The sequence below is a fragment of the Saccharicrinis sp. 156 genome (genome assembly GCF_050589685.1).
Taxonomy (GTDB): domain Bacteria; phylum Bacteroidota; class Bacteroidia; order Bacteroidales; family Marinilabiliaceae; genus Saccharicrinis.
In genome coordinates this window covers 1-26,009 of sequence record NZ_JBNGOS010000001.1, presented here as the reverse complement: position 1 = coordinate 26,009, position 26,009 = coordinate 1, and the positions used below count along the sequence as shown (strand labels likewise).

Here is a 26,009-nt window from a genome sequence, read left to right as displayed (position 1 = left end):
AAAAGTTACTGTTGAATGACACCACATATTTTCAGGAAATTACGCACCATCAATAATCCATCTTCGCCTGAAACTTCGGGGTGTGACTGAAAACCATAAACCGGTTTATTTTTATGCTTTATGATTTCGGTTGTACAAGTATCTGAGGTGCCCAGGCTTTCGAAAGAATCCGGCAATTCAGACACGTAAAAAGAATGTCTTTTGACCAAAGACACTTCTGTTTTATCTAAACCTTCAAAAATTGGGTCTTCCGGTTTAGTGATGGTGATTATCTCCTTTCTGGCATGATAATCAGGTAGTTTTTTTATCCGGCCTCTGTTGGCTACCGCAATTATTTCATGCCCTAAACAAAACCCCAGGATAGGGACATTAAAATTAAGCATGGCCACAAAGTTAGAGGTCAGGTTTAAGGGTTCGTACGGGTTTCCCTTACCTCCGGATAAAATGATTCCCTTTATCTTGCTTTTTGCAGACAAGGTGATCGGTTGATTATGATCAAAAAACACATAATCAAAATCCTGCTCCGACAAATATTGCCTTTTAAACTTTTTAATAAATGCACTTTGATTATCGATAATTAATAACATCGCAATTGGTTATTTTTATTTTGAGTTGTTCTTGTCTTCACTAATATAGTCAATATCACCATGTTTGTCTATGTATTTCTTCATTTTGCCCGATTTTAAGCTGTAATCATCATTAAAATCATCATCTTCGTCCATGATCTGGAAAGCAAGTTCTTTCGACATTCGTACCATATAAACAACATCGTCTGTTTCCAACCTAAGGGCCGATATTTGATGGCCCTTTGAATCCTTATAGGTGATTATGTCGTCATGAAGCCCATCGCTGTTTACCAGTTTGAGTTGTTCTTTCAAGTCCACTGGCAACTTGTGGTAATCGACAATAGTTCTTTTTTTGTTTTGTGCATTGAATTTGTTCATGGCTTACCAGTTTAATAAGTATGCAAACACTAAAGGAGCAACAATGGTTGCATCCGATTCGATGATAAATTTGGGAGTATCAGTACTAAGCTTCCCCCAGGTTATTTTTTCGTTGGGGATTGCACCGGAATATGATCCATAACTCGTGGTTGAATCTGAAATCTGACAGAAATAGCCCCAAAAAGGTATACTGGTTTCGTTCAGATCTTGCGATAACATGGGCACCACGCATATTGGAAAATCACCTGCTATGCCACCGCCAATTTGAAAAAAGCCTATTTTACCTTTTATTGTATTCTCCTTGTACCAATTAGCCAGCCATGTCATATATTCTATTCCTGACTTAACTATAGATGGATGAAGAACTCCCTTAATGCAATACGAAGCGAAAATATTGCCCATGGTAGAATCTTCCCACCCGGGAACCACTATCGGAAGGTTTTTTTCTGCCGCGGCAAGCATCCAACTATGCTTGGGGTCTATTTCGTAGTAATTTTCCAGCACGCCGGACAATAGCAATTGGTACATATACTCATGCGGGAAATATCTTTTCTCATTGTTTTGTGCTTTATCCCAAAGTTCATAAATATGTTGTTGTAATCGTCTGAAAGCCTCCTCTTCGGGAATACAGGTATCCGTAACCCGATTGAATCCATCTTCCAATAACCCCCACTCATCCTCGGGGGATAAATCTCTGTATCCGGGAATCCTTTTATATGATTTATGGGCTACCAGATTCATGATATCCTCTTCGAGGTTGGCACCCGTGCATGATATGATATGCACTTTATCCTGCCTGATCATTTCGGCCAAAGATTTTCCCATCTCGGCTGTACTCATAGCGCCGGCCAGGGTAATCATCATTTTATTTCCTTGGGCCAATTGTTTTTCATATTCTTGTGCCGCATCAACTATGCTGGCAGCATTGAAATGCTTATAGTGCTCAAGCATAAAATTTGATATGGGCCCTTTATTGTTCATTGTATTTGAATTTATATGACAGGAGTTTGTAATATAATTTGGCAGCCAAAAAGTTTGGGGCTTTTAAATCCGTTATAGGTGCTAACTCTACAATATCAAACCCCAATACTTTTTTGGCTTTAAATAATTCTTTTAATAATGTTAAGGTTTCATACCATCCTAAACCACCGGGTTCCGGAGTTCCTGTTGATGGCATGATGGATGGGTCAAAAACATCCAGGTCAATGGTTAGATAGACTTTATCTGTCATCTTATCAATGGCTTGCTTAATCCAATCATTCTTTCCCGCGATATCCTGAGCCAGGAATGCGTTATCTTTTTTAAAATATTTCGTTTCAGAAACATCCATACTTCTGATGCCTATTTGAATCAGATTTGTGTTTAACGAGGCTTGGTGTAATGCACAGGCATGATTATATTTTGAGCCTTCGTACCGATCGCGCAAATCGGCATGGGCGTCCAGTTGCACTACGGTTAAATCTGAATAAGCCTCTGTAAATGCTTTAATTATTCCAATACTAATAGAGTGCTCGCCTCCAAAAAAGGTCAAGAATTTGTTAAGTTCCAATAACTTTTTTGTGGATCTATAAATGCCATCAAACATCTTTTCTGGTGTCTCTTCTGCTAAAATCCCAGGTAGGATATGAATCCCTTTTTTGAATACTTCAGAGTTTGTCTCTATATCATAAAGTTCCATGTTTTCGCATGCCTCCATGAAAGCTTCAAAACCTTTATCCGCTCCTTTTCCCCAGGTACTTGTTCCATCATATGGGATTGACTGTAGCAGTATATTGGCTTTAGAAAACAGTGTGTACTCTTGTTCAATACCTCCAAACGGTTTCATTAATTCACCTCCTTTTGCAATCGCATATTATTTATTTCTACATTGGGCACCGGATTTGTTGAATGTTCTTTTGTGTTGTATCCCAGTATTTTAAACATTTCATCAGCAGACTGTTCTTCTCTGTAAACATAGTGCTTAAAGTTACCCTTTTCATCCCTGTCGATGATGACATGTTTAGGTGAAGGGATTAGACAATGTTTTATACCTCCATATCCACTAATTGAATCCTGATAAGCACCTGTGTGAAAAAAACCAAGGTAAAGAGGTTCCTTGTCGGTTTCCTTATACTTAGGAAGCAATATCTCCTGGTTCAAATCTTCCGAATTGTAATAATCTGAATGGTCGCAACTAATACCGCCAATATTTATCCGCTGATATTCATTATCCCACTTATTTAAGGGAAGCAAAATGAATTTTTCGTGGATTGACCAGGCATCCGGTATAGTGTTCATCAGGCTGTTATTGATGATATACCAGATTTCCGTATCATTTTGTTGTTTTTGCTCCAGAACCTCAAATATGATCGCTCCTGATTCTCCCACCGTATATTTGCCAAATTCGGTATAAATATCCGGTTCCGGTATATTATCCTTAATACAAGCTTCTTTAATGTTTTTAATAATTTCGTTAATCATGTACTCATAATTATACTCAAAGCCCAGATGGTTGCGAATTGGAAATCCTCCTCCCAGATTGATTGAATTTAATGTTTCGCACTCCTTTTTTAACTCGGAATACACACCTAAAGCTCTTTGAAATTCGCCCCAGTAATACAGCGTATCTTTGATGCCTGAATCCACGAAAAAATGGAGCATCTTCAGTTCAACTTTAGCATTGTTATGAATATGTTTCTTGTAAAATTTTTTAAACTCACCACTAGGTATGCCCAACCTGGAGGTATAGTATGCCGACTGTATTTCCTCATTGATAGCCATTCGCATACCAATTTTAACCTTATGGTTAAGGTTAAACATTTTCAACCTATGCAATTCTCTTTCGCTATCCAGTATTAAAATTGAATTGTGAAAGCCAGCTTGCTGAAGTTGGATAATCTTGGTTAAATATTCTTCCGTTTTGTAACCGTTGTGAACGATGGTGCGATTCTTATCAATTTTCTTTTCCTTATATAGATGTAAAATCAAATCAATGTCATAAGAAGATGAGGTTTCAAGGTTTACATTGTGCTTTAATGCTTCATTTACCACATGATAAAAGTGATTGCACTTGGTACAATAACAATAGTTATAAGAGCCTTTATATCCGTTGTTTTTTATGGCCCTGTTAAAGAGGTTTCTGGCCTTTTTAATTTGGTCTCCAATTTTGGGTAAATAAATAAACCTAAAAGGTGTGCCATATTGCTCAATTAGATATTTAAGCGATACCCCATGAAAAGTCAGGTAATCATTTCTTAGGTCAAATCCTTCTTGCGGAAAGTAATAGCTTTGCTCAATTAGGTCGAAGTATGAATTTTTCATTTTACGTAAATAGCATCAATGTTGATTAATTCGTTTTAAATTATAAATGTCTTTTCTTCTATCCGCCATGTTTTTAACACTTCCATGGTTTCTTAAATCTCTTAATAAATCCAGGTCTACATCCGCAATTAATATCATTTCGGTATTCGGTGTTGCTTCCGCTTTAATTCCGTTGGTTGGAAACTGAAAATCACATGGCGTAAATACCATTGACTGTGCATACTGAATATCCATGTTGTGAACATTAGGCAGGTTACCCACACTACCTGCAATAACCACATAACACTCATTTTCTATGGCCCTGGCCTGGGCGCAATTTCTTACCCTGGAGTATCCGTTTTGTGTATCTGTTAAAAAGGGCACAAACAAAACTTCCATTCCGTCATCTGCCAGCAATCTCGATAGTTCGGGAAACTCTATGTCATAGCAAATAAGAATTCCTATTTTACCGCAATCCGTATTGAACGTTTTTACTTCACTGCCCCCTTGTAATGCCCATACTTTTCTTTCGTCGGGTGTAACATGTAGTTTTTCAAATCGCTCAATGCTACCATCTCTTCTGCACAAATAACCTACATTAAAAAGGCTGTTGTCCACCAGTTCGGGCATGCTTCCGGTAATAATGTTGATGTTATAACTGATAGCCAGTTTGGACATAGCTTGTATAACTTCTTCGGTATATTTAGACAATTCCCTAATGGCATCCGGTTCGCTGAGATGATTATATGCAGCCATAAGAGGTGCATTAAAAAACTCGGGAAACAAGGCAAAGTCACTTTTGTAACCGCTTAAAGCATCTACAAAATATTCAACCTGTTGCAACAACTCCTGTGATGTTTTATAGGGCCTCATTTGCCATTGAACAACTCCAATCCGCACTATCTTTTTAATAGATGCTGCTTTGGTTTTCGGTTTTTCAAAAAACACGTTATCCCACCTCAATAGCACTGCATACTCCTCCGATTCAACATCGCCTTCCAAATAGTTTTTTAAAATTCTTACGGGATGAAAATCGTTTGATATTTGAAAGTTCAAAACCGGATCGTTTATCTCCTTTGCCTTTACTTTTTCAATATATTGCCGGGGCGTAATTTCCTTTGAATATTTATGGTAATTTGGAATTCTGCCTCCAAACAAAATACCTCTAAGATTGAGCCTTTCGCAAAGTTCTTTTCTATAATCATATAATCTTCTGCCTAACCTTAAACCTCTGAATTCGGGCTTTACAAATACATCAATTCCATACAGAATATCTCCATCATCCGAATGCGTATCAAAAGTGTAATTACTGGTTATTTCACCATAGGTATGGTGGCCTTCTAAATCGGAAGAGTTTACAATTATGCTTAGTGCACAACCTGCAATTTCTTCGTTTACCTTAATGACTACTTGTCCCTCCGGAAATATATCGATAAGTTTTTCAATTTTTTCCGGCGCCCAATACGCGTTATCTAAGGCATGATACGAACTAATCATGACCTCTTTGAGTTCGGCGTAATCATTAATATTTAAGTAACTAAGCTGAACATTGCTTATTTCATTTTCCATTTTCTCAAATCCAAACAAATTCTAAATTAAAATTTTATTTTTTAGACTAGAAAAAAAAAAATGGTAACACAATAAATTATCTTTTTTCAAACAATTCAAATATAATGATTATTGACTCCATGAGGTTTGTTTGTAAACATTAACAATTTATTAACAGTTTATATCTAACCAAATGTTTAGATTTGTCAAATAATTTGAAGCAAATGCCAAGATATAAAGCATATAACGAACAAGAGGTGCTGGAAAGGGCTATGAATCTTTTCTGGAAAAATGGTTATGAAGCTACTTCTATGCAACAATTAGAGAAAGAAATGGGGATTAACAAATTTTCTATTTATTCTAGTTTTGGTAGTAAAAGTGGCTTATTGCAAGAAAGCATAAAATGTTATGCCCAAAAACTAAATTCCATTGTAGAAAAATTACAAAACACACCAGGTGGTGTGAAAGCTATACAACAATATTTTTACGATTTTATCAATTTCTCGAAAGAAAGTGATTTGCAAAAAGGTTGTCTTATTACTAATACGGCCAATGAATGTATAGTAGAAAACAATATGGAAATTCAACAGTTATTAAATTATTATACCACTGGAATAAGAGATGTTTTTGCCGAAAAATTAAGGGAAAATATTACTTATAGCGAAGAAGAAGTGCAAGAAAAAGCAGATTATTTGTTTATCGCCATGTTCGGATTTTCTTCGGCTACCAAAATATTTACTTACACACAATTAAAGAACTATATAAGTCACATATTTAAGAATATTTAAAAAAATTTAAACAATAACTAACTAATCGTTTAGAAACAATAAAATGTAATACCATGAATAAAATAGAAAAAATAGTAGTTGGAGTAAGTAGTTTACTAATGAGTATTGTATTAATTCGATTTTCCATTTCCAAATTAGCAGGTTGGGAAGTTTCAGTCAATGCGTTTATCGAAATGGCAAAACCATTAAGCATAAATCCTACTTTTTTTAGGTTAATTACAGGCGTCCAAATTTCAATTTTGTGCTTATCATACATGGCCACTGCTCTTTATACTTTATTTATGGGTAAGAAATATTTTTTCTCGCCATTGAGTTACTATAAATTGAGTGTCTTTGCCAATACATTTGGTTTTATTACCATGGTAGGTGCTTTGTTGGCAGAATTCTTTTTGCGTATTCAGCCTAAATGGCCTTTGGTATATATTGCCATAGGTATCATATTCTTTTCAATTCTCAATGCATATATTATTAATAGAAAAGCAAATCAATCAATAGTAGTCACTCAATAAAACACATGAATTATGAAGATTATAAATATTTTAAGTATTTGTATGTTATTAAGCGTAATGAATGCCTGTGATGTAAAAAACGGCAAAAAATCATCTATAATTAAAGAAGAACCTATGGAAGTAAGCATTGCACAATCCCAAGTATTGGAAGAGCGTAAAATAAGTTTTGGTAAAAAGGCCGACGAAAAAACGAAACAAATTTATAAAGAAGGATTAGAAGCAGTAAAGGAAAGTGGCATATTAAAATCTGCTAAAAATGTAGGAGATTCAGCCCCAGGTTTTACCTTAAAAAATGCACTGGGAAAAGCAGTGTCATTGCAGGATTATTTGCAAAAAGGACCTGTTGTTTTGGTTTGGTACAGAGGGGGGTGGTGTCCTTACTGCAATATCAATTTACAGTTTTTACAGCAAGAATTACCCAATATTAAAGCGCAAGGCGCTAATTTAGTTGCGCTAACGCCAGAAATTCCTGACCAATCTATTAGCACTAGCGAAAAACATGATTTAGCTTTTGAGGTGTTGAGTGACATGGGTAATAAAGTAGCAAAAGACTATGGTGTGGTTTTTAAATTAACCGATGATGTAGCCAAAATATATAATGAAAAATTTGATCTAAACGCATACAATGGGGATGATTCAAACGAACTACCATTAGCGGCCACTTATATTATTAATACCGATGGGGAAATAGTATATGCATTTTTAGACAGCGATTACAGAAATCGTGCAGAGCCTGCGGAAATCACTGCTTTTTTAAAGAAAATGAAGCAGAAGTAATATAGGCCATAAATAATCCCTTAGGTGTACCATAATACCTAAGGGATAAATATCATAGTATTAAATGTTTGACTACCTGATCATGGCATAATCAATTTGCTATCTGTAAAACTACGCTAACAAATATACCCAGTCATTATTGGCGGTATCCCCCGGTAAAATACTTTCGATCAACTTTTATAAAACTATGTTCTAAAATTTATTATATTACTACTGTTCATTTTCCAGGGGAGATAGATGAATGATGTTAACACAGATGAATAGAAACGGTAGTAATAATGCGTAATGCACTGAAATTTATATTTTTTATCACCTTGCTGATCCCAGCTCTTTCCGCCTACTCGCAGAAGCTGTATCGTATTAGAGGCCTGGATTTTACCGGGAATAGTATCTTATCAGAAGAAGTGCTTCTGGAACAGTTTAATACCGTTCCGCGCCAAAAATTGAATAGGTTGTTATTTTGGAAGAAAAAACCGGAGTTTGCTTTGACTGTTCTAAAAAACGATATTGACCGGTTAAAAAGTTACTACATCCGCAATGGCTTTATACATCCTGAAATCAGCTATTCGCTCGATACCATAAAGCATAAAAAGCATATTAATATCCTTGTGTCCATTCTTGAAAATGAATATGTAACTGTTGATTCCATACATTTTAAGGGTTCAACGGATAGCCTGGCACAGGCGATAATTGCTTACTCACAAACCAAAATCCCATTAAAGCAAAAACAACGATTTAAGGATGTTGATGTTTTTAAAACAGAGAACATACTCCGGCAGAATTTTTCAAATGAAGGTTACCCTTTACTGCAAACTACCTATCAAATCCTATTTGATAAACAGAAAAAGGCTGTAAATGTGTACTTTAAGGTTGATCCCGGTAATCGGAGTTTTTTTGGTGATATAAACATTACAGGCGATACCCTGATACCAGAGACATTTATCAGAAAACGCATCTTATTATCAAAGTCTGATTTGTACAGCCAGGAAAAAATAAACAAGACACAGGAAAATATATTTGATACAGATCTTTTTCAGTATGTGATTATCAATGCGATGAAAGACAGTGTTGTCGAGAATAACATACCTATTGAAGTCATTGTAAAAGAACTTCCGCGTTACGCTTTTGAGGGGGGGGTGGGGTACGGCACCGAAGACAGGTTAAGATTATCGGGAGAGATGAAACGATTAAGTTTTTTGGGCGGCGCTAGAAGGCTGATATTGAAAGGCAAAACTTCCTATTTTGTTCCCTTAAGCATTGACCTCAATTTTATTCAACCAGACTTGTTCCTGAATAACCTGGATTTTTCTTTTAATCCTTTTTTCATAAGAGAAAGGGAACAAAGCTATCAGATAGACCGCGTGGGCGGTGGAATAAATTTCCTGTATCCTTTGAATAAAAAAATAAAAGTGAACTTAACTTATGCCATTGAGCGCGACAACCTGACTGAACTTAATGATTTGCAATTGGATGAAAGCGAACTGAAACATGACAAATCTATCCTCACTGTTGGTAGTGTGTACAATTCTACCAACAACAGGTTTTATCCTAGACAGGGATATAAAATGGATGGTACATTATCTTATGCAGGTCTAGGATTTGGCCATGATATTCAATATTACCAGTTTCAATTGTCGCTACGTAATTATTCGGCATTAACCGAAAATTTAATCCTTGCTTTACGTTTTAAAACAGGTGTGATTCAAAACATCCAAAACTCGGACGAAACACCTATTGAAGAAAGGTTTTATGCCGGAGGGGCCTCCTCGTTAAGAGGCTGGACCAGACATGGTATTTCACCGGTGGACCAGGAAGGTTTTGCCATTGGGGGAAATACACTTATGGAAGCAAGCGCTGAGCTGAGGTTTCCTATTTACGATATTTTTGGAGGCGTTGTTTTTATGGATGTTGGAAATGTTTGGTCAGATTCTTACCAGTATTCCATGGCCTCGTTACACTATAATGCCGGTTTGGGTTTTAGGATTAAATCACCTATAGGCCCCATCCGTTTGGACATGGCATCTCCGGTTATTAAAGACGCTTTTGATTTCCAATTTTTTATTTCAATCGGACAAACCTTTTAAGTATCAAATAATGATCATCAGAATAATAAAAATAGCGTCATATGTGTTGGGAGGTATAATCGGCCTTTTACTGTTGCTGTTAATGCTAGTTAGGTTTGGGTATTTAAATACCACTATTGTCAATATAGTATCCAGCCAGGCCAGCAAAAATATGGATGGTGAATTAATCATTGAATCTTTACAGGGAAATATATTTTCTGATTTTAGCCTTGAGAACATCCATCTTAGTCAAGGTGGCGATACCTTATTAAGCTGTCAGACGATGCATATTGACTACCGGATTTGGAGTTTGCTGCAAAATAAAGTTGAGGTTAACCACTTAAAAATAATCAGGCTGCATCTTAATGTGGTCCAGGAACAAGATTCAACTTTCAATTTGGCTAATGTTTTTGTAGCAAGTGATAAAAAAGGTTCGGAGACCAATGGCTCGACATTTGATCTGAATATTAAAGAATTCACCTTGTCCCAACTTACTTCCAACATTAATATGCTGGAGAAAAACCAATCTGTTCCGGATTATATTGAATCTAATCTGCAGACCTCCTTGCAACTTTCCGGTGATCAGTTTGAAGTAGATCTTAAAGCATTCGACTTGGCTACACAAAATCCGGATTTTAAGGTGGTTAAGTTGTCCGGAAAATTCTATAGAACATTGGATAAACTGAATTGGACTGATATAGTGGTGCAGTTAAACAGCACATTGGCTAAAACCGATGGAGATATTGAATTTAATGAGAAGAATAAAATTACTGCCCATATCAATATTGCCCCGTTGGATTTCTCGGATTTTAATGCCTTGTTGCCGGGGTTAAAATTATACGGTAGCCCAACCCTTTATTTTTTGTTAGAGGGTAATTCGGATAAGTATACACTGGAGGCCAGCATTAAACAGGCGATGCAAACAATTCGGCTTAAAAGTGTTTTATCCGATTGGCACGGCGAACCAACATATTCAGGCAATCTTTTGCTAGAAGGGATTAACGGTGCTTATTGGACGAACGATCCCACCTTAAAATCCCATGTTACCGGTAAAATGCAGGTGCAGGGTAAAGGATTTGATATGCATGAGAGTGTAATAACTTTGGAAGGCAGTTTTAAAGAGATCATGTATGATAATTACAGTTTCCGTAATCTAAAAGTAAATAGTACGAAAAACAGAGGGGATTTAAAGGGTGAATTAAGCACGTTGGCTTCCTTTGGGGATATTCAGCTCAATTATCGTCTCACTACAATTTTTAGCCAGCCTAAATATAATGTTAAAGCCAGGTACCGCAACTTAAACGTACAGCATTTGCCGGGCATTGATTCCATCTACACCCTTTTAAACGGTACCATTTCAGTTGTTGGTACAGGTACATCATTAGATAATTTAATGGCTGATGTGGTAGTTAATTCCAATAACTCCATGCTGTTGGATTATCCCATCGATGATTTCAAAATTCAGGCCAATTATAAACAAGGTGATTATCGTTTCACTGGCTTAAATTTTGATACGCCTTATTTTGGCTTAACGGCCCAAGGTAAAGGTAACTTGAAAAAAAGCAATCATATCAGTTTTGGTTTTGAGGCCAGAAACATAAGCCCATTGTTGTCCGAGTTTAATCTTCCAGGTATTGAATTGCAGGGAACACTGAATGGTCAGATAAACGGAAAAGCAGAAGATTTTAACGTTGATATTAACCTGGCACTGGATCGGGCTAAATACGATTCTTTGCGGATAGGCAACAGTAATGCGCATATCCTGTTAAATGTTTCGGATAAAATATATCAGGGTGAAGTAACCCTTAAATCAACAGATTTAAGCCATACTTCCTATCACCTTCAAGCATTGGATTTAACCGGTGATTTTACCAAGGATATAATAAATACCCAACTTACACTGGAAGTAAACGATTCGTTAAACGCATCATTTCGTGGAGGTTTGGTGAATTTTCAAAGCCCCACACTTCAGGTGGATCAATTAGACATTAATTATAACGGGGTACAATGGGCCAACAACCAGGATTCTACCTATATCAATCTTAATCCCAAAAACATTTATGTACATCAATTCAATTTAAATTCAGGAATTCAAAATATTGGCGTACACGGCGTTTTCTCTTTTGATGGAGCACAAAACCTGAAAATCGATATTCAAGACTTTGATTTAAGCCATGTGCCGCTGCAAAGCCATGTACCCTTCCGGTTATCAGGAAGCTTATCTTCCTATTCCCATCTTACCGGAACCGCTCATTATCCTATCATCCACAATCAAACCTCTATCGAGCAACTTAATATTAACGAATATAGTATTGATAAAATCACCACCAACCAGCATTATGAAAACCAGCTGCTGACGCATACCGGTATATTTAACAAAAAAGACGGTCAACCTATCCGAACATCTTTTAGCATTCCACTGCACTTGTCACTCAGCGATAGTATCTATTTATTACGTGATACCCCTTTGTTTTCGGCATCCCTGCATGTAGACAGCCTTGACGTGAATGCCATGTACCGTATTAATCCTTTAGAAAATGTCATTATTAAAGGTTTTGCATTTGCCAACATCAAGGTTTCTAATACTATCGCTAATCCCATGATTAATGGGGAATTTAAATTAACGAAAGGACTATTTGAAGATAGTGAGTTGGGTGCCTACTATAAGGATATTCACCTAAACGCCAGTGTTTATAAGAGTTTGGTTACACTAAACGGATTGAGTGCCAAGACCAATAAAAAAGGCAAGCTTGATTTGAACGGGTACCTTAACCTGGAAAATGGGTTGTCTACCGATTCTAGCAATATTTTTATAAAATTAAAAACTACTAGCTTTCAGGCCTTAAGATCCAATAGGATGGATATGAACATGGATGCCGATATGGTGATCGTGGGTTCCAGTCAACACCCTATCCTGAATGGTCAGGTAACACTTAACCGTTCGCGAATAAACGCCGATTATTTAACGCAATATGCTAATCAAAAAACCGACGATCCCAACCCACCGTTACTGCTGGAGGCGATGGGTGAAGAACAAAACGATACCGGAATGCCCGACTCCATTAAATCTGATTTTATGATTTCATCCTCCACCATATTCAAAAACTTGCGGGGTACGATAGATTTAAAGATACCTTCCAACACCTGGGTTCGCGGAAAAAATATGAATTTTGAAATGAACGGTTCGCTGCGGTTCCTAAAAACCACAGAAGATATAGATATTGTGGGGAATATGATAGTAAGGAAAGGATCCTACAAAATGTACGGAAGAAACTTCAATATCAAGGAAGGTGAATTGACTTTTACCGGAGGGAAAGAGCTAAATCCATATGTGGACTTCACCATCCTTTATAAATTCAGGGATATAGAAATGGAACTGCGCACACTGAAAATTCATATTACCGGAAGAATGTTGCAACCAGACATGGAATTCGTATTGGATGATGACGAGATAGCTGAAAAGGATGCCATCGCTTATATTGTTTTTAAAAAGAGCTCAGATCAGTTAAGCAGCAACCAAAAAAGTAAGGTTTTCAGCGGTGAAGAATTGGCTATGGGCCTTGTCCTGGACCAACTATCATTTGTCGTTAAGGAATCGTTGAAGCAATCAACCGGATTAGACGTGATTGAAATAACCGGCGAGAACAATTGGAAAACAAGCAATGTGACCTTGGGTAAATATATCACCAACAAGCTTTATTTAAGTTATGAACAAGCTTTCCTTTTGGACAAAAAAACAAAAACAGTAAATACCGAAAAAATGATGTTGGAATATGAATTCCTTAGAAACATAGTTTTAAAGGCCACCAACCAAAACAGCAATTCCGGCTTTGATTTGATCTTTAAACGAAAATGGAAATAGGGGGCTGGTTCATCAATTTACACTATAGCGGAAACTGAAAGAAATATTTAACCAAGAATATATCGAAGGTAGTATGCATAAACAACCATTTTTACACCTAATATAATCATTCGATACCGATGGATACTGAAAAGGATAAAATGATAATTGCCCATAGGGGGGAATCATTTATAGCTCCGGAAAATACTTTAGCTTCTGTCCAACTTGCCTGGAACAAAGGAGTAAAAGCTGTTGAAGTGGATGTTCGATTAACGCTGGATAATCAAGTAATACTAATGCACGACAAAACCACAAAACGGACAGGTGACATCAATAATGTAATAGCCAAGTCGACACTTGATGAATTGAGAAAAGTGGATATAGGAGTTTACAAAGGAAAAAAATGGCGAGGAGAGCAAATCCCCAAGCTATCAGAAGTATTGAAAACTGTTCCTGTAAACGGTAAATTAATAATCGAAATTAAAAGTGATTCTGAAATTATTGGACCATTGGTGGATGTCATTAAAAGTTCTGGATTGGCTGCTCACCAAATCGAAATCATATCGTTTAACATTAAGATATTGGCAAAAGTTAAAAAGCTATTGCCTCAGAATAAAGTGCTATGGTTATTGGATTTAGACTATTATCTGCCGGCCTGGATGTTATACGTGAATACACAAAAAATTATTCGCAAACTCCAACAACATAAGCTGGACGGAGTGGATGTTTGGGCTGGTAAAAAAATAAATGCGCTTTTTGTGGAACAGGTTAAAAGATGTAAATTATTGGTTTATACTTGGACCACGAATGATATAAAATCTGCCAGGAACCTGCTTGCTATGCAAGTGGATGCTATAACTTCCGATAAGGCGGGCTGGCTCATTGATCAGCTTTAATAATTATCGTAAACAACAATTATACCTTAACCAAAAGCGTGGACTCTAGCAGATAAGTTGCTAATGGTACAAATAATAAGTATTTCTATATTAGTAATCAAATGAAGAAAGTAATCATCGGCATTCATGGTCTGGGTAATAAACCACCTAAATATTTGCTTCAGAAATGGTGGAAGGATGCCATTAACGAAGGATTAAAAAGGAATCATATTTCCAAAAGCCTTCCCGTTTTCGAATTGGTTTACTGGGCTGATATTTTGTATGAAAAACCACTAAACAAATGGGAAAAAGATGATGAAAGCCCATGTTTCTTAAATGAACCTTATCAAAAATCATTAGTAGGAAATAACAATTATAATAAAGAAGACAATTCATTTCGGGAATCATTTCTCGATTTTGTCACAGAACAGTTGAATAAAGTTTTTTTAAATGATGATAATACCTTAAATTATAGCTTTATATATGACGTAATACTTAAATCGTTTTTTAAAGATTTGGATGCTTATTATACTGTGGAGTGTAAGGATTCAAATGACATTACATGTAAAGCCCGCAATTTGATTAGGAAAAGATTAGTTGACTGTATAAAAAAATATCCCGACCACGAGATATTAATCATAGCCCATTCTATGGGATCTATTGTTGCCTTCGATGTATTAAGCTTTGTCATTCCCGAAATGAAAATAAACACATTAATCACTATGGGTTCCCCCCTTGGTTTACCTGTTGTTGTCGGTAAAATAGCAGCCGAACAAAAAAAAACATTGAACTACACGGCTGCAATAACATCCCCATCAAGCATCACCAAAAGTTGGTTTAATATAGCAGATGTGTTTGATAAGGTAGCCTTGGACAATAAGTTATACGATAATTTTACGACCAATAAATGGGGAGTTCTTCCGGTTGATTTTATCGTCAGCAATGATTATGAAATCAATGGGAAAAAAAATCCGCATAAGTCTTTTGGTTACCTAAGGACGGTGGAGGTGTCTAAAATAATAGCTGATTTTATTGGTGAAGAAAAACGAAACATATGGAATAAAACATTATATAGTGTTCAATCGATGGTTTATAATACCCGGGTAAAATATAAAAATGTGATGACCATTATAAAAACAAGAATCAATGGCAAGAGATAACCAATTATCCAAAATAAAGGACGGTTCAATAGTTTGGGATATTGTGGTCATTGGCGGAGGTGCGACAGGGGTAGGTACGGCCGTTGATGCCGCCTCCCGGGGTTATAAGGTTTTACTGGTTGAACAGTCGGATTTTGGAAAAGGAACATCCAGCAGAAGCACAAAGCTTGCTCATGGGGGGGTGCGTTATTTGCAGCAAGGTAATCTCTCATTGGTTTTAGAAGCATTAAAAGAACGAGGAATCATGCGGCGTAATGCCCCACATCTGGTAAGCGATTTAGAATTTGTGGTACCCATTTACGACTGGTGGGAAGGTCCATTCTACGGGATAGGGTTAAAGTTGTACGATATGTTGGCCGGGAAAGAAGGTTTGGGTGCTTCGGAATTTCTTTCGAGAGAAGAAACCATTGCGCATATTCCTACCGTGGAAGCTATAGATCTGAGGGGAGGTGTCAAATATCATGATGGACAGTTTGATGATGCCCGTTTTCTTATAAATTTAGCGCAAACGGCACAGGAGCAAGGTGCCACGGTCATGAATTACATGAAGGTGGTTTCCCTGAGAAAATCGGAGAATATAGTTGGCGGTGTTGTTCTTGAGGATCAGGAAACATTTGAAAAGTACGCTGTTCGTTCAAAAGTGGTTATTAACGCAACAGGTGTGTTTACCGACTCAATAAGAACATTAGATGATGAAAATGCTATTCCCATAATGACAAGTAGTCAGGGGGTACACATTGTATTGGACAGAAGTTTTTTGCCGGGCGACAGTGCAATTATGGTCCCCCATACCGATGATGGCAGGGTTTTGTTTGCCGTGCCCTGGTACGATAAAATAATTGTTGGAACTACCGATACACCAGTGGATGAATTCCCTTTGGAGCCTGTTGCCAAGGCTGAGGAAATTGATTTTTTAATCACACATGCCGCTCGATATCTTACCAAAGACCTTATGCAGAGTGATATCAAGTGTGTTTTTGTTGGTCTTCGGCCTTTGGTGAAGGATAGCGGAGAAACCAATACGGCTTCCATTTCAAGGGAGCATACCATCAATATTTCACGCAGCGGCTTATTGTCCATTGCTGGCGGAAAATGGACTACTTACAGAAAGATGGCACAGGATGTTGTTGATCAAGCCATTTTAATCGGAGACTTAAATCCGAAGCCCTCGGTAACGGAACATTTGCAAATGCATGGATACCATCAGCATGCAGAAATATTCGGGTCTTTGCATTACTATGGCTCGGACGCCCCGAGGCTTCAGGTTTTGTTAGAAGAAAAAACAAGTTACAGGAATCAACTGCACCTTGATTACCCTTATTTGGAAGGGGAAGTGGTGTGGTCGGTTAGGCATGAGATGGTAAGGTGCATTGAGGATTTTATTGCCCGACGAATACGGCTCTTGTTCCTGGATACCGAAGCAGCCATGATCATTGCCCCAAGAGTAGCTCAATTGCTGGCGCAAGAACTGGCATACGATAAAACATGGGAGCAAACGCAATTGATTGAATTTAATAAAATAGCCCATAATTATTTACCTATTTAAAAATTAACACGTATGACTGATTTTAATTATATGATCGGAAAATTCATTGAGGTGATTCCTAAAATTGGCATCGGAATATTGATATTACTGATTTTCATGTTTATATCCTGGATGATTAAGAAGTTAGTTACCAAACGTGTTAAGCCAAAAACCAAAAACCCCTTGTTGGCAGATTTCTTAGGTAAAATCGTTGCTTTAATTATAACCATTATAGGTTTTGTCCTATTCCTGAATACTGTCGGACTGGGCGGTATCGCAGCGCATATAATGGCTGGAGCAGGCATCACCACCTTTGTTATAGGATTTGCTTTTAAGGATATTGGCGAGAATTTTCTCGCCGGAATTTTGATGGCGTTTAAAAGTCCGTTCAAAATAGGCGATTTAATTGAAACGGTTGGTACGGTAGGGTATGTAAATGAACTAAACATGCGCGAGAGCATTGTGAAAACCCTTGATGGCAAGGATGTCTACATCCCTAATTCGCAAATCATCAAGGCTCCCCTTTTTAATTATACCATTGATGGCTTCATGCGTTATGAGGTGGTATTGGGCATTGATTATTCCACGGACTTAACAGGGATTATAAAAATAATTAAAGATACCCTTGGTGATATTACAGAAGTGTTGCAAGGAGAAAAAAAACCGGTGGTAGTAGTGGATGAGTTAGCCGCCAGTACCATTAATGTCAGGGTTCAGTACTGGATAGATACCTTCGAGTCAAAATCAAGGGCATTTCATCTAAACATAAAATCCAAAGTTATTATAAAAATGATGGAAGATTTAAATAAAAACGGTATCTATTTGCCAGCAGATATTGTTGAAATAAAAAACTATAAGGATAACGCTTTTGTTGCCAGGTAACATAACAAGAAAAAAAATAACTTTAAAATAATAAATCCAATGTTTGATTTAATTGATAATCAATTGCTCGCCGAACAGGCTTCGAAAATTCAAAAATGGTTGATCATGGAACTCCCTGTCATCATTGTCTTATTGATTGCTCTTTTTGTGGCCATCAAAATCATTAAGTTTACCTTCAAACGTTTAAAGAGGACATTAATTCATCGTGCAGAAAAAAACAAGCATATTGATTCAAACGAAGCTGAAAAGAGAATCAATACCCTCGTCGGAATTATATACGGGGTCACAAAGGTTGTGTTAATCACGATAGTTATTATGATTATCCTCCAAAAAATTGGTGTCAATATAGCGCCAATATTAGCTAGTGCCGGTATTATTGGCTTGGCGGTTGGTTTCGGCGCGCAGGAACTGGTCCGTGACGTAATATCAGGGTTCTTTATACTGCTTGAAAACCAGATTAGAACAGGTGATGTAGGCATCATTAACGGTACGGGTGGTCTGGTTGAAAAAATTGAGTTGCGGACTATCACCTTGCGCGATTTCTCCGGAGTGGTTCATGTATTCCAGAACGGAAAAATTAACACCTTATCAAACATGACCAAAGAATGGTCGGCCATGGTATTTAATATTGGGGTAGCTTACAAGGAAGATGTCAACCAGGTGATGGAAATCATGAAGCAAACCGGAAAAGAATTACAGGACGACCCGGAATTTAAGGAAAAGATTATTGAGCCTATTGAAATTATGGGCCTGGATGATTTTGCCGACAGTGCTTTGGTTATCAAGGCAAGGTTTAAAACAAAACCGATTATGCAATGGGCGATAGGCAGGGAATACAGAAAAAGGCTAAAAATTGCTTTCGATGAAAACAATATTGAAATTCCGTTCCCACATACCACAGTTTATTGGGGCGAGGAAATTGCTCCGCTTCAGCTTCATCTGGACAAAGACCAAAAAAATAATTTGTAAATTAATAAGAACATGGCACGATTTCTTAAAAGTAGGGCTAAAGCTAAAGGAGCCGCACCCGGTAGCCTAATATTTATGGGTTATCAAAAAATGGAGGCCACCAAGATACATTTGATCAAATTTAATACAGACCAATCATCTGAACATGAATTCTCCGATATCGGGGAGGCACTTAAGGCCATTGACAAAAAACAAATTAACTGGTTGAATATTGATGGCATTCATGAGGCGGAAATTATAAAGCAGGTAGGCAACCACTTTAATATATCCTTTCTGGGATTGGAAAGTGTTTTAAATACAGGTCAAAGGTCTAAATATTTTGAAGATGAGGAGGCTATTATTGTTATTTCCAAAGCGGTATATTATCACAAAGAAGAAAGCAAAATATCCGTGGAACAGATTTCCTTTATTCTTCTGGACAAGGTGGTGATAAGTTTTCAGGAAAAGACCGGTGACCATTTTAATCCTGTCCGTTCCCGAATCAGAAATAATGTGGGTAAAATAAGAAAGTCACAGGCTGACTATTTATTATATGCCCTGATGGATACATTGGTTGATAATTACTTGATTAACCTGGAACAGCTGGGGAATCAGATCGAGAGTGTTGAAGACAAGCTTTCTAATCCGCAGAAAGAACTCAGTAACCTGTTGTTTCATTATAAAACGGAAATTTCTTATTTCCGTAAAACGATACGGCCGTTGAAAGAGGTCCTTATACGCTTATTACGTTCTAAGACCGAAATGATCCACCCTGAAAGCATCCCGTATTATCAAGAGTTATATGACCTGGTGGAACAATCTATAGATGCAGTGGAAAATTATTTTGGCATGACAAACGACCTGCTAAACTTATATAACACCAATGTAAGTAATAAGGCCAATGAGGTGATGAAAGTATTGACTATTTTCGCTTCCATTTTTATTCCGCTAACATTTATTGCAGGCATTTACGGTACCAACTTTGAATACGTTCCGGAGCTGCAATTTAAAAATGCCTATTTTGTAATGTGGGGAGTTATGTTTTCTGTAGCCGGGGTGATGTTGTATTTCTTCAAAAGGCATAAATGGTTTTAATATGGATGATATGATAATTTGGATTGGAATACTATTCTGTATCACACAGTCCGCCATGTTTTCTGGGCTAAACCTGGCTTTCTTCAGTTTTACACGGCTCCGACTTGAAATTGAGGCAGATAGTTTAACATCCATTGGAGCACAGAAAGTTCTGAAGATGAGAAAAGATTCTAACTTTTTGCTCACCACCATCTTGTGGGGGAATGTGGGAATCAATGTGTTGTTGACTTTGTTATCTGATTCTGTAATGGCCGGTGTTGCATCATTTCTGTTTTCCACTGTCATCATTACCATGTTTGGTGAAATTATACCTCAAGCTTATTTTTCGCGCCATTCCTTAAAAATGGCCTCATTATTAGCCCCGGTACTTAAATTGTACCAGTTCTTGCTGTACCCGGTTGCCAAACCTAGCGCTTTGTTGCTGGATGCCTGGTTAGGTAAAGAGTCTATCGAGTTTTTTAAAGAGAAGAATGTCAAGGTTTTCCTGAAGAAACATGTGTATGGGGGAGAAAACGAAATTGACCTTATTGAAGGTATAGGTGCCATTAATTTCCTTTCGTTGGATGACATGCTTGTTGCTGAAGAAGGGGAACGGGTAAACCCCAAAAGCATTGTCCAGCTGGATTCGGAAAATGATCAGCTAATATTTCCTACTTTCGTTCAAAACACCGAGGACCATTTCATACAGAAAATAAATGACTCGGGAGAAAAGTGGATCATTTTAACCAATAAACAAGAAATGCCCATAGGGGTGCTGGATGCAGATGGTTTTTTACGTTCGGCCGTGTTCAGTAAAAAACCTACCGACATCAAAGAATACTGCCATATTCCAATCATTATCCGACAAAAAGATACCAACTTAGGAGTTATCATAAAAAAAATGCGCGGAGAGATGGATAAAAACATGGATAACCCAATTGAAAAAGACATGGTGTTATTCTGGACCAATGATCAAAAAATAATCATAACAGGTGCCGATGTCCTGGGGCGTTTGCTTAAAGGGATTTGAAATTGAATTTATATGAATATTTAAAACTTTCTAATTTTTATGGTATATTACCTTAGGCTTTAATCTAATGTATGATTACCAGCTATAATAGTTTATTAAATAGGCACATATAATTATCTTGATTTATGCAACATTTATTTACATCAGCAATAGTCGATTTTGAAAATCTGTACAATGACAGATTTATGTCTTTTATTGAAAATAGAATTAGCGATGTTACGAGCCTGTTGGAACAAATAAGCCTTATCCATGCCGATTATCATCATCAGGTTGAAAAAATAGATGCCGCCAATATGGATATGCAGCATTTTTTAAAGTTGCACAATCAATATCTTAATAGTGTTCTGGCATACAACAAAAAATCATATCCTTTAGGGTCTGAATTAAATAGTAAAAACGAGATAAAACAATTTTATTCAGAACGAGATCAATTAATTTCAAAATTGGATAAAAAGATCCGCGACAATGAACCGGAAGAAAACAGAATACCTCAAACAGATAATAGCCCAATAATCAAGAGTGTTAAGAAATTAAAACAATTCAGATATTGGACAAAATCATTGTTCAAAAAAGACAAAACAAATATCCAAATTAAAAAATGGATACCGATACGTCATTACCTAACCAATGAGTTGTATATAAGCACCTTTCCTCAATTGTGGCTGCACTACCAACAAGTAGTTAGTATCGAAATTGAATTATTGGAATATTATAGTCAGTCATTTACACGTATCAACAACTGTATTCAATTTAATCAACCCGTTAACCTTGAAGACATTAAAAGGTTACTCGTTGAAATTTTACAAAAATGTTCTGATACCCAATCTACCTTAAAGGGTTTTCTTGATAACACCAAACAATCCATCATTAAAGTTATTACTGCCAAAACAAATCATATTACCACCCAATATAATCAATTGGGAACACTCGAAGCAAAAAGTCTTAAAAACAGCAAATGGTATACCACCAAGGCCTTAAAAAAAATATCCTCAAAGCAACAAAAACAGATACTGGCATGGGAAATTTCTTTATTTAGTATATCGGAGGATTGGTGTTTTAATGCCGATTTGTATATCGTAAAAAACAAAGCCTTAATGGCTTATCAATCTAACGCAATTAAATCAAGTTCGGGAAGAATTGGTACCACAATTGCGCAACTACAACAGGCTAAAGAAAAGATTATTGCCATCTACAACCATACAAAGAGTAATTTAGGCTTCAACAAAAAGAATAAGGAATCGCTACTGCTGCAAAGCAAAAAAATAACGGAAGCACTATCGGCCGATGAATTTTACTTGTCAAAAGTGAATCAATCACAAACCATTCTTTATGCCTTAAATGAATTACAGCAGGTTATCATTACCGAGATTGACAATACCAATGACAAACGAATGATTACCAGCAAAAAGGTGGAATGGAACCAAATGGAGCTTTCTGATCTATCCGCTGTATATCTCAGAGAGTTAATTCAATTTGAAATTCTCCCTTTATTTTCTGCTGAATTGGACACTTTAAAGCAAAAAGTTTTACTGCAAATTGCAGGTTATGAAACCGAAATTTTGAACCTGATACAAATATCGGAATATAATTTCGAAACCATCACATCAATTCTGGATAATCCGGAGTCATCCCAAAGTAAAGATAATGTTGCAACGTTATTTGACGAGGGAAGTGTAAAGGTGACTAAGAAACTGGAGGTAATCACTGGTCAATTGGAGAATTTACAACATTTAATTAAAAAAGGAATTGACCAAATCATAGAAACATTATTGAATGCATTAATCGAGTTGACAGAAAATGAAAAGGTTGGAGAGTTAAACATCAGATTACTCAAAGCCAAGGCCATCCGCAAAACAACACATTTTAAAACCCTTGCACTGGAACATTTAAATAAAATGCTTACCAAAGGGTTATCGCAATGGTCAGTTCTTCAAACAAAAGGATTTATAATTACGAAGCAGTTAACAAAAATATATTCACAAGAGGAAGTACAGGCGCAAATTAACAATGAGATCTCTGTTTTTTTAAGCGATATTGAAAGCTCTACAGAAAAACTTCCGTTTTTATACCAACGGCTTTTTAAACTGGAAGCCATTGAAGGTGGTTATTTGTATTTCAAAAGAGCTAAGGAGATTGGCGATTTCGAATATATTTACCTGAATTGGCTGAAAGGTCGATTTGCCACACTGGCCATTACCGCAGAAAAAGGGGCAGGTATCACATCTATAATAAACTATGTGCTTAAAAATAAAAACCTACCTACAACCATTATAAATTTTCAGCAATACAATAATATATATCAAAAGGAAGAATTCATTTTTACGCTTTCTGAAATATTAGATTTAACGCCATTAAATGAAATTGATTTATTTATTGATGAACTTAATAATACAAAAGGAATTATTGTTTTAGAAGGCTTGCAGTTTGCTTACCTCAAAAAAGTAGATGGTTTTGAAACCTTAAAACTTCTTTTTGAAATTATGTCTAAAACCAACAAGTCCATTTTCTGGATTTGTACGTGCACTTTACACGCCTGGAACTATTTAAACAAAGCCATTTTTATAGAAGAATACTTTGGGCACGTCATTAAGTTGGGTGAATTTTCGAAAGACGACATGGTTGATATTGTTAAAAAAAGACATACAGTAAGCGGCTACGATCTGGTTTACTTAAAAAGCAAAGCAGATGTTCAGAACAAAAAAATGTCAAAATTAAGTCCCGTAGAGGTACAGCCCCTATTGGAAAAACAATACTTTCAGGTACTCAATTCGCTGGCGAAAGGTAACCTGAGCGTAGCCTTTATTTTTTGGTTGAAATCCATTAAGCGCATCGAAAACAATACCTTATATATAAGTTCTATGAACGATTTCAATATTTCTTTTATTAGAGGTTTAAGTCAGGAGAAACTTTTTTGCCTGTATGCCATTTTATTGCACGACGGTTTAAATCTGAATGGCTTTTGTAAGGTGATGAGATACCCACCTGAACAAGGAAGAATGAAACTATTTCAAATGGTTGATGACGGCCTATTAATGGAGATCAATAAAAGATATGTGATTAATTTATTATTGTACCGACCTACAATAGAGGCATTGAAAGCGAGAAACCTGTTACATTAAATTTTAAACGAATAGTATAACCCGCTTAACCGAAACAATTCATTTATTCGTAGAAGAGTATTCTTAAAATTCATTTAGAAGTTCCATGTGGCAAATAGAGAAAAAGCATAAAAGCATGAAAAAATTCATTATACTAACTATTTTTTTGTTTATCAATAGCATATATGCCATTGGTAATTTGTCTGTTCAAGATACCATAAGCACCAGCAAGCCTGATACTTTAATTATTCAAGAACAGACAAAAGAACAACCCATAGCCGAAGAAAAAGTAAAAAATACAAGTTTGCAGGAAAAAATAAATCAATTAGGCGCGCCTCCTGTAAATAAAATTATTACAACGGGAAAAATAGTGTGGTCAATGATCATCATTTTAATCGGGGTTTTAGTTATCAAGATAATTGAGTTGTTACTGAACAGGTTTGGCAGAAAAAGTGCTCAATACAGAATTGTAGTTAAACGATTGATACCTATCATTAAAATTCTAGGTTGGACCTTTGTGATCTACATTATTATTCAAGGTATTATAAGGCCACCTTTAGCCACAGTGATAGCCTTTTTTACTTCAATAGGCGTGGCAATAGGTTTCGCAGCCCAGGACTTGCTAAAAAACATTTTTGGAGGTCTAATGATACTTTTTGACAGGCCTTTTCAGATCGGTGATAAAATAGAAGCTGCAAGTGCGTATGGAGAAGTGATAAAAATAGGATTGCGCTCTACTCGCATTGTTACTGCGGATGACTCTGTAGTGACTATTCCCAATGGAGAAATGATGAACCAATCCATCTCTAACTCAAACAGTGGTGAAACCAATTGTCAGGTAGTGGCGGAGTTTTTTTTACCTTTGGACGTAGATACACAAAAAGTAAGGAGGATTGCCTTGGAAGCAGCCATGGTTTCGAAATATATTTATTTGAACAAACCTGTGGCAGTGCTCTTTTTTAATGAAATGAAAGATAGGCGTAGTATCATTAAGATGCGCTTAAAGGCATACGTTTCTGATATACAAAACGAGTTTATTTTTAAAAGTGACATGACTGAAATTACCTTACGGGAATTGATAAAAGAAAAGGTGATCAATAAAGAATATTATCAATAAATTTACACGGATAAGCGCGAGGGAAAGAATCAATTGGATGTTTTATAGTTTTTTAGTATTGCACCAAACTTATTTAAGTCTGTTTTTTTACTAACAATTCCACTGAAGATAAACTAGTCTCTTTTTAAATCACGATTTTTCCATTTCCAACCTTATAGTAAAAGGTTTACCCAACAAAGTAAAAGCAGGAAAGGGAGAACAAGGTGTTTTAAAGTTCAATAAGTACGTTCCTCGTTTTTAAACCCGGATTATGCGATAGAACCTCGTCGTGAACATTGAAAGTGCAATAAAACAAGGCTTTACTGAAACGAGGCATAACGATTGTCCCGATTACTTTCCATAGCCGTTAACTTTAGCCATTAAAAATTAAATTAATTATTTCTGGATGCGTTTGTTTTTTCAATCTCTTTTCAATTGTGAAAGAGTCTGCAATTTCACAAAAAGTGTCTGAGAACCAGCACGAAAACACATTGCAAACATGAACCACCGCCCTAAGTTCTTGTTTTATATATTTTGAAAATTTAAAGAACTTTATCGGGCTACAGGACTTT

20 protein-coding genes are annotated in these 26,009 nt (G+C 36.4%); 14 read left to right on the top strand and 6 right to left on the bottom strand.

Annotation, left to right across the window (positions count from 1 at the left end; genetic code table 11):
• Positions 1-5 precede the first annotated feature (5 nt).
• Genes ACRD64_RS00100 through ACRD64_RS00075 form a run of 6 tightly spaced genes read right to left on the bottom strand, consistent with a single transcriptional unit; the run spans position 6 to position 5,792 of the window.
• Positions 6-587 carry a glutamine amidotransferase-related protein gene (locus ACRD64_RS00100; RefSeq protein WP_430931105.1) on the bottom strand — a complete coding sequence of 194 codons (582 nt, stop codon included), beginning with the start codon at positions 585-587 and terminating at the stop codon, positions 6-8.
• Between the two features lie 15 nt (positions 588-602).
• Positions 603-944 (bottom strand): hypothetical protein, encoded by a 342-nt coding sequence (locus tag ACRD64_RS00095; protein WP_430931104.1) that lies wholly within the window; start codon positions 942-944, stop codon positions 603-605.
• A 3-nt stretch (positions 945-947) separates the two neighbouring features.
• Positions 948-1,925 carry a deoxyhypusine synthase family protein gene (locus ACRD64_RS00090; RefSeq protein ID WP_430931103.1) on the bottom strand — a complete coding sequence of 326 codons (978 nt, stop codon included), beginning with the start codon at positions 1,923-1,925 and terminating at the stop codon, positions 948-950.
• Positions 1,915-2,769, bottom strand: a complete 855-nt coding sequence (speB, locus tag ACRD64_RS00085; RefSeq protein ID WP_430931102.1) for an agmatinase — start codon at positions 2,767-2,769, stop codon at positions 1,915-1,917. Before speB ends, ACRD64_RS00090 begins: the two co-directional genes overlap by 11 nt.
• The gene (locus ACRD64_RS00080) at positions 2,769-4,244 is read right to left on the bottom strand and encodes an arginine decarboxylase (RefSeq protein WP_430931101.1); all 1,476 of its coding nucleotides are present in this window, start codon (positions 4,242-4,244) and stop codon (positions 2,769-2,771) included. Before ACRD64_RS00080 ends, speB begins: the two co-directional genes overlap by 1 nt.
• Before the next feature lie 15 nt (positions 4,245-4,259).
• On the bottom strand, positions 4,260-5,792 hold the full coding sequence (locus tag ACRD64_RS00075; protein ID WP_430931100.1) for a GNAT family N-acetyltransferase: 1,533 nt from the start codon (positions 5,790-5,792) through the stop codon (positions 4,260-4,262).
• Between the two features lie 203 nt (positions 5,793-5,995).
• Between ACRD64_RS00075 and ACRD64_RS00070 the strand changes: the two genes are divergently transcribed.
• The 14 genes from ACRD64_RS00070 to ACRD64_RS00005 all read left to right on the top strand — a co-directional run bounded on the left by ACRD64_RS00070 (position 5,996) and on the right by ACRD64_RS00005 (position 25,458).
• The gene (locus ACRD64_RS00070; protein WP_430931099.1) at positions 5,996-6,559 is read left to right on the top strand and encodes a TetR/AcrR family transcriptional regulator; all 564 of its coding nucleotides are present in this window, start codon (positions 5,996-5,998) and stop codon (positions 6,557-6,559) included.
• Positions 6,560-6,612: 53 nt separating this feature from the next.
• A complete protein-coding gene (locus ACRD64_RS00065; protein ID WP_430931098.1) occupies positions 6,613-7,068 on the top strand; it encodes a hypothetical protein in 456 nt (151 codons plus the stop codon).
• A 12-nt stretch (positions 7,069-7,080) separates the two neighbouring features.
• Positions 7,081-7,845 (top strand): peroxiredoxin-like family protein, encoded by a 765-nt coding sequence (locus tag ACRD64_RS00060; protein WP_430931097.1) that lies wholly within the window; start codon positions 7,081-7,083, stop codon positions 7,843-7,845.
• A 278-nt stretch (positions 7,846-8,123) separates the two neighbouring features.
• Positions 8,124-9,929 carry an outer membrane protein assembly factor BamA gene (gene bamA, locus ACRD64_RS00055; RefSeq protein WP_430931096.1) on the top strand — a complete coding sequence of 602 codons (1,806 nt, stop codon included), beginning with the start codon at positions 8,124-8,126 and terminating at the stop codon, positions 9,927-9,929.
• Positions 9,930-9,939: 10 nt separating this feature from the next.
• Positions 9,940-13,770 (top strand): translocation/assembly module TamB domain-containing protein, encoded by a 3,831-nt coding sequence (locus ACRD64_RS00050; protein WP_430931095.1) that lies wholly within the window; start codon positions 9,940-9,942, stop codon positions 13,768-13,770.
• Between the two features lie 119 nt (positions 13,771-13,889).
• Positions 13,890-14,645 (top strand): glycerophosphodiester phosphodiesterase family protein, encoded by a 756-nt coding sequence (locus tag ACRD64_RS00045; protein ID WP_430931094.1) that lies wholly within the window; start codon positions 13,890-13,892, stop codon positions 14,643-14,645.
• Between the two features lie 101 nt (positions 14,646-14,746).
• Positions 14,747-15,784 (top strand): hypothetical protein, encoded by a 1,038-nt coding sequence (locus tag ACRD64_RS00040; RefSeq protein ID WP_430931093.1) that lies wholly within the window; start codon positions 14,747-14,749, stop codon positions 15,782-15,784.
• Positions 15,771-17,330 (top strand): glycerol-3-phosphate dehydrogenase/oxidase, encoded by a 1,560-nt coding sequence (locus ACRD64_RS00035; RefSeq protein WP_430931092.1) that lies wholly within the window; start codon positions 15,771-15,773, stop codon positions 17,328-17,330. Before ACRD64_RS00040 ends, ACRD64_RS00035 begins: the two co-directional genes overlap by 14 nt.
• A 12-nt stretch (positions 17,331-17,342) precedes the next feature.
• Positions 17,343-18,191 carry a mechanosensitive ion channel family protein gene (locus tag ACRD64_RS00030; protein WP_430931091.1) on the top strand — a complete coding sequence of 283 codons (849 nt, stop codon included), beginning with the start codon at positions 17,343-17,345 and terminating at the stop codon, positions 18,189-18,191.
• Positions 18,192-18,230: 39 nt separating this feature from the next.
• Positions 18,231-19,160 carry a mechanosensitive ion channel family protein gene (locus ACRD64_RS00025; RefSeq protein ID WP_430931090.1) on the top strand — a complete coding sequence of 310 codons (930 nt, stop codon included), beginning with the start codon at positions 18,231-18,233 and terminating at the stop codon, positions 19,158-19,160.
• 12 nt (positions 19,161-19,172) lie between these two features.
• Positions 19,173-20,234 carry a magnesium/cobalt transporter CorA gene (gene corA / locus ACRD64_RS00020; RefSeq protein ID WP_430931089.1) on the top strand — a complete coding sequence of 354 codons (1,062 nt, stop codon included), beginning with the start codon at positions 19,173-19,175 and terminating at the stop codon, positions 20,232-20,234.
• A 1-nt stretch (position 20,235) separates the two neighbouring features.
• On the top strand, positions 20,236-21,243 hold the full coding sequence (locus ACRD64_RS00015) for a DUF21 domain-containing protein (RefSeq protein WP_430931088.1): 1,008 nt from the start codon (positions 20,236-20,238) through the stop codon (positions 21,241-21,243).
• Between the two features lie 125 nt (positions 21,244-21,368).
• Positions 21,369-24,362, top strand: coding sequence for a hypothetical protein (locus tag ACRD64_RS00010; protein WP_430931087.1), 2,994 nt, complete (start codon positions 21,369-21,371; stop codon positions 24,360-24,362).
• A 115-nt stretch (positions 24,363-24,477) separates the two neighbouring features.
• Positions 24,478-25,458: a mechanosensitive ion channel family protein gene (locus tag ACRD64_RS00005; protein ID WP_430931086.1), complete on the top strand. Its 981-nt coding sequence runs from the start codon at positions 24,478-24,480 to the stop codon at positions 25,456-25,458.
• The last annotated feature ends 551 nt before the right edge of the window (positions 25,459-26,009 follow it).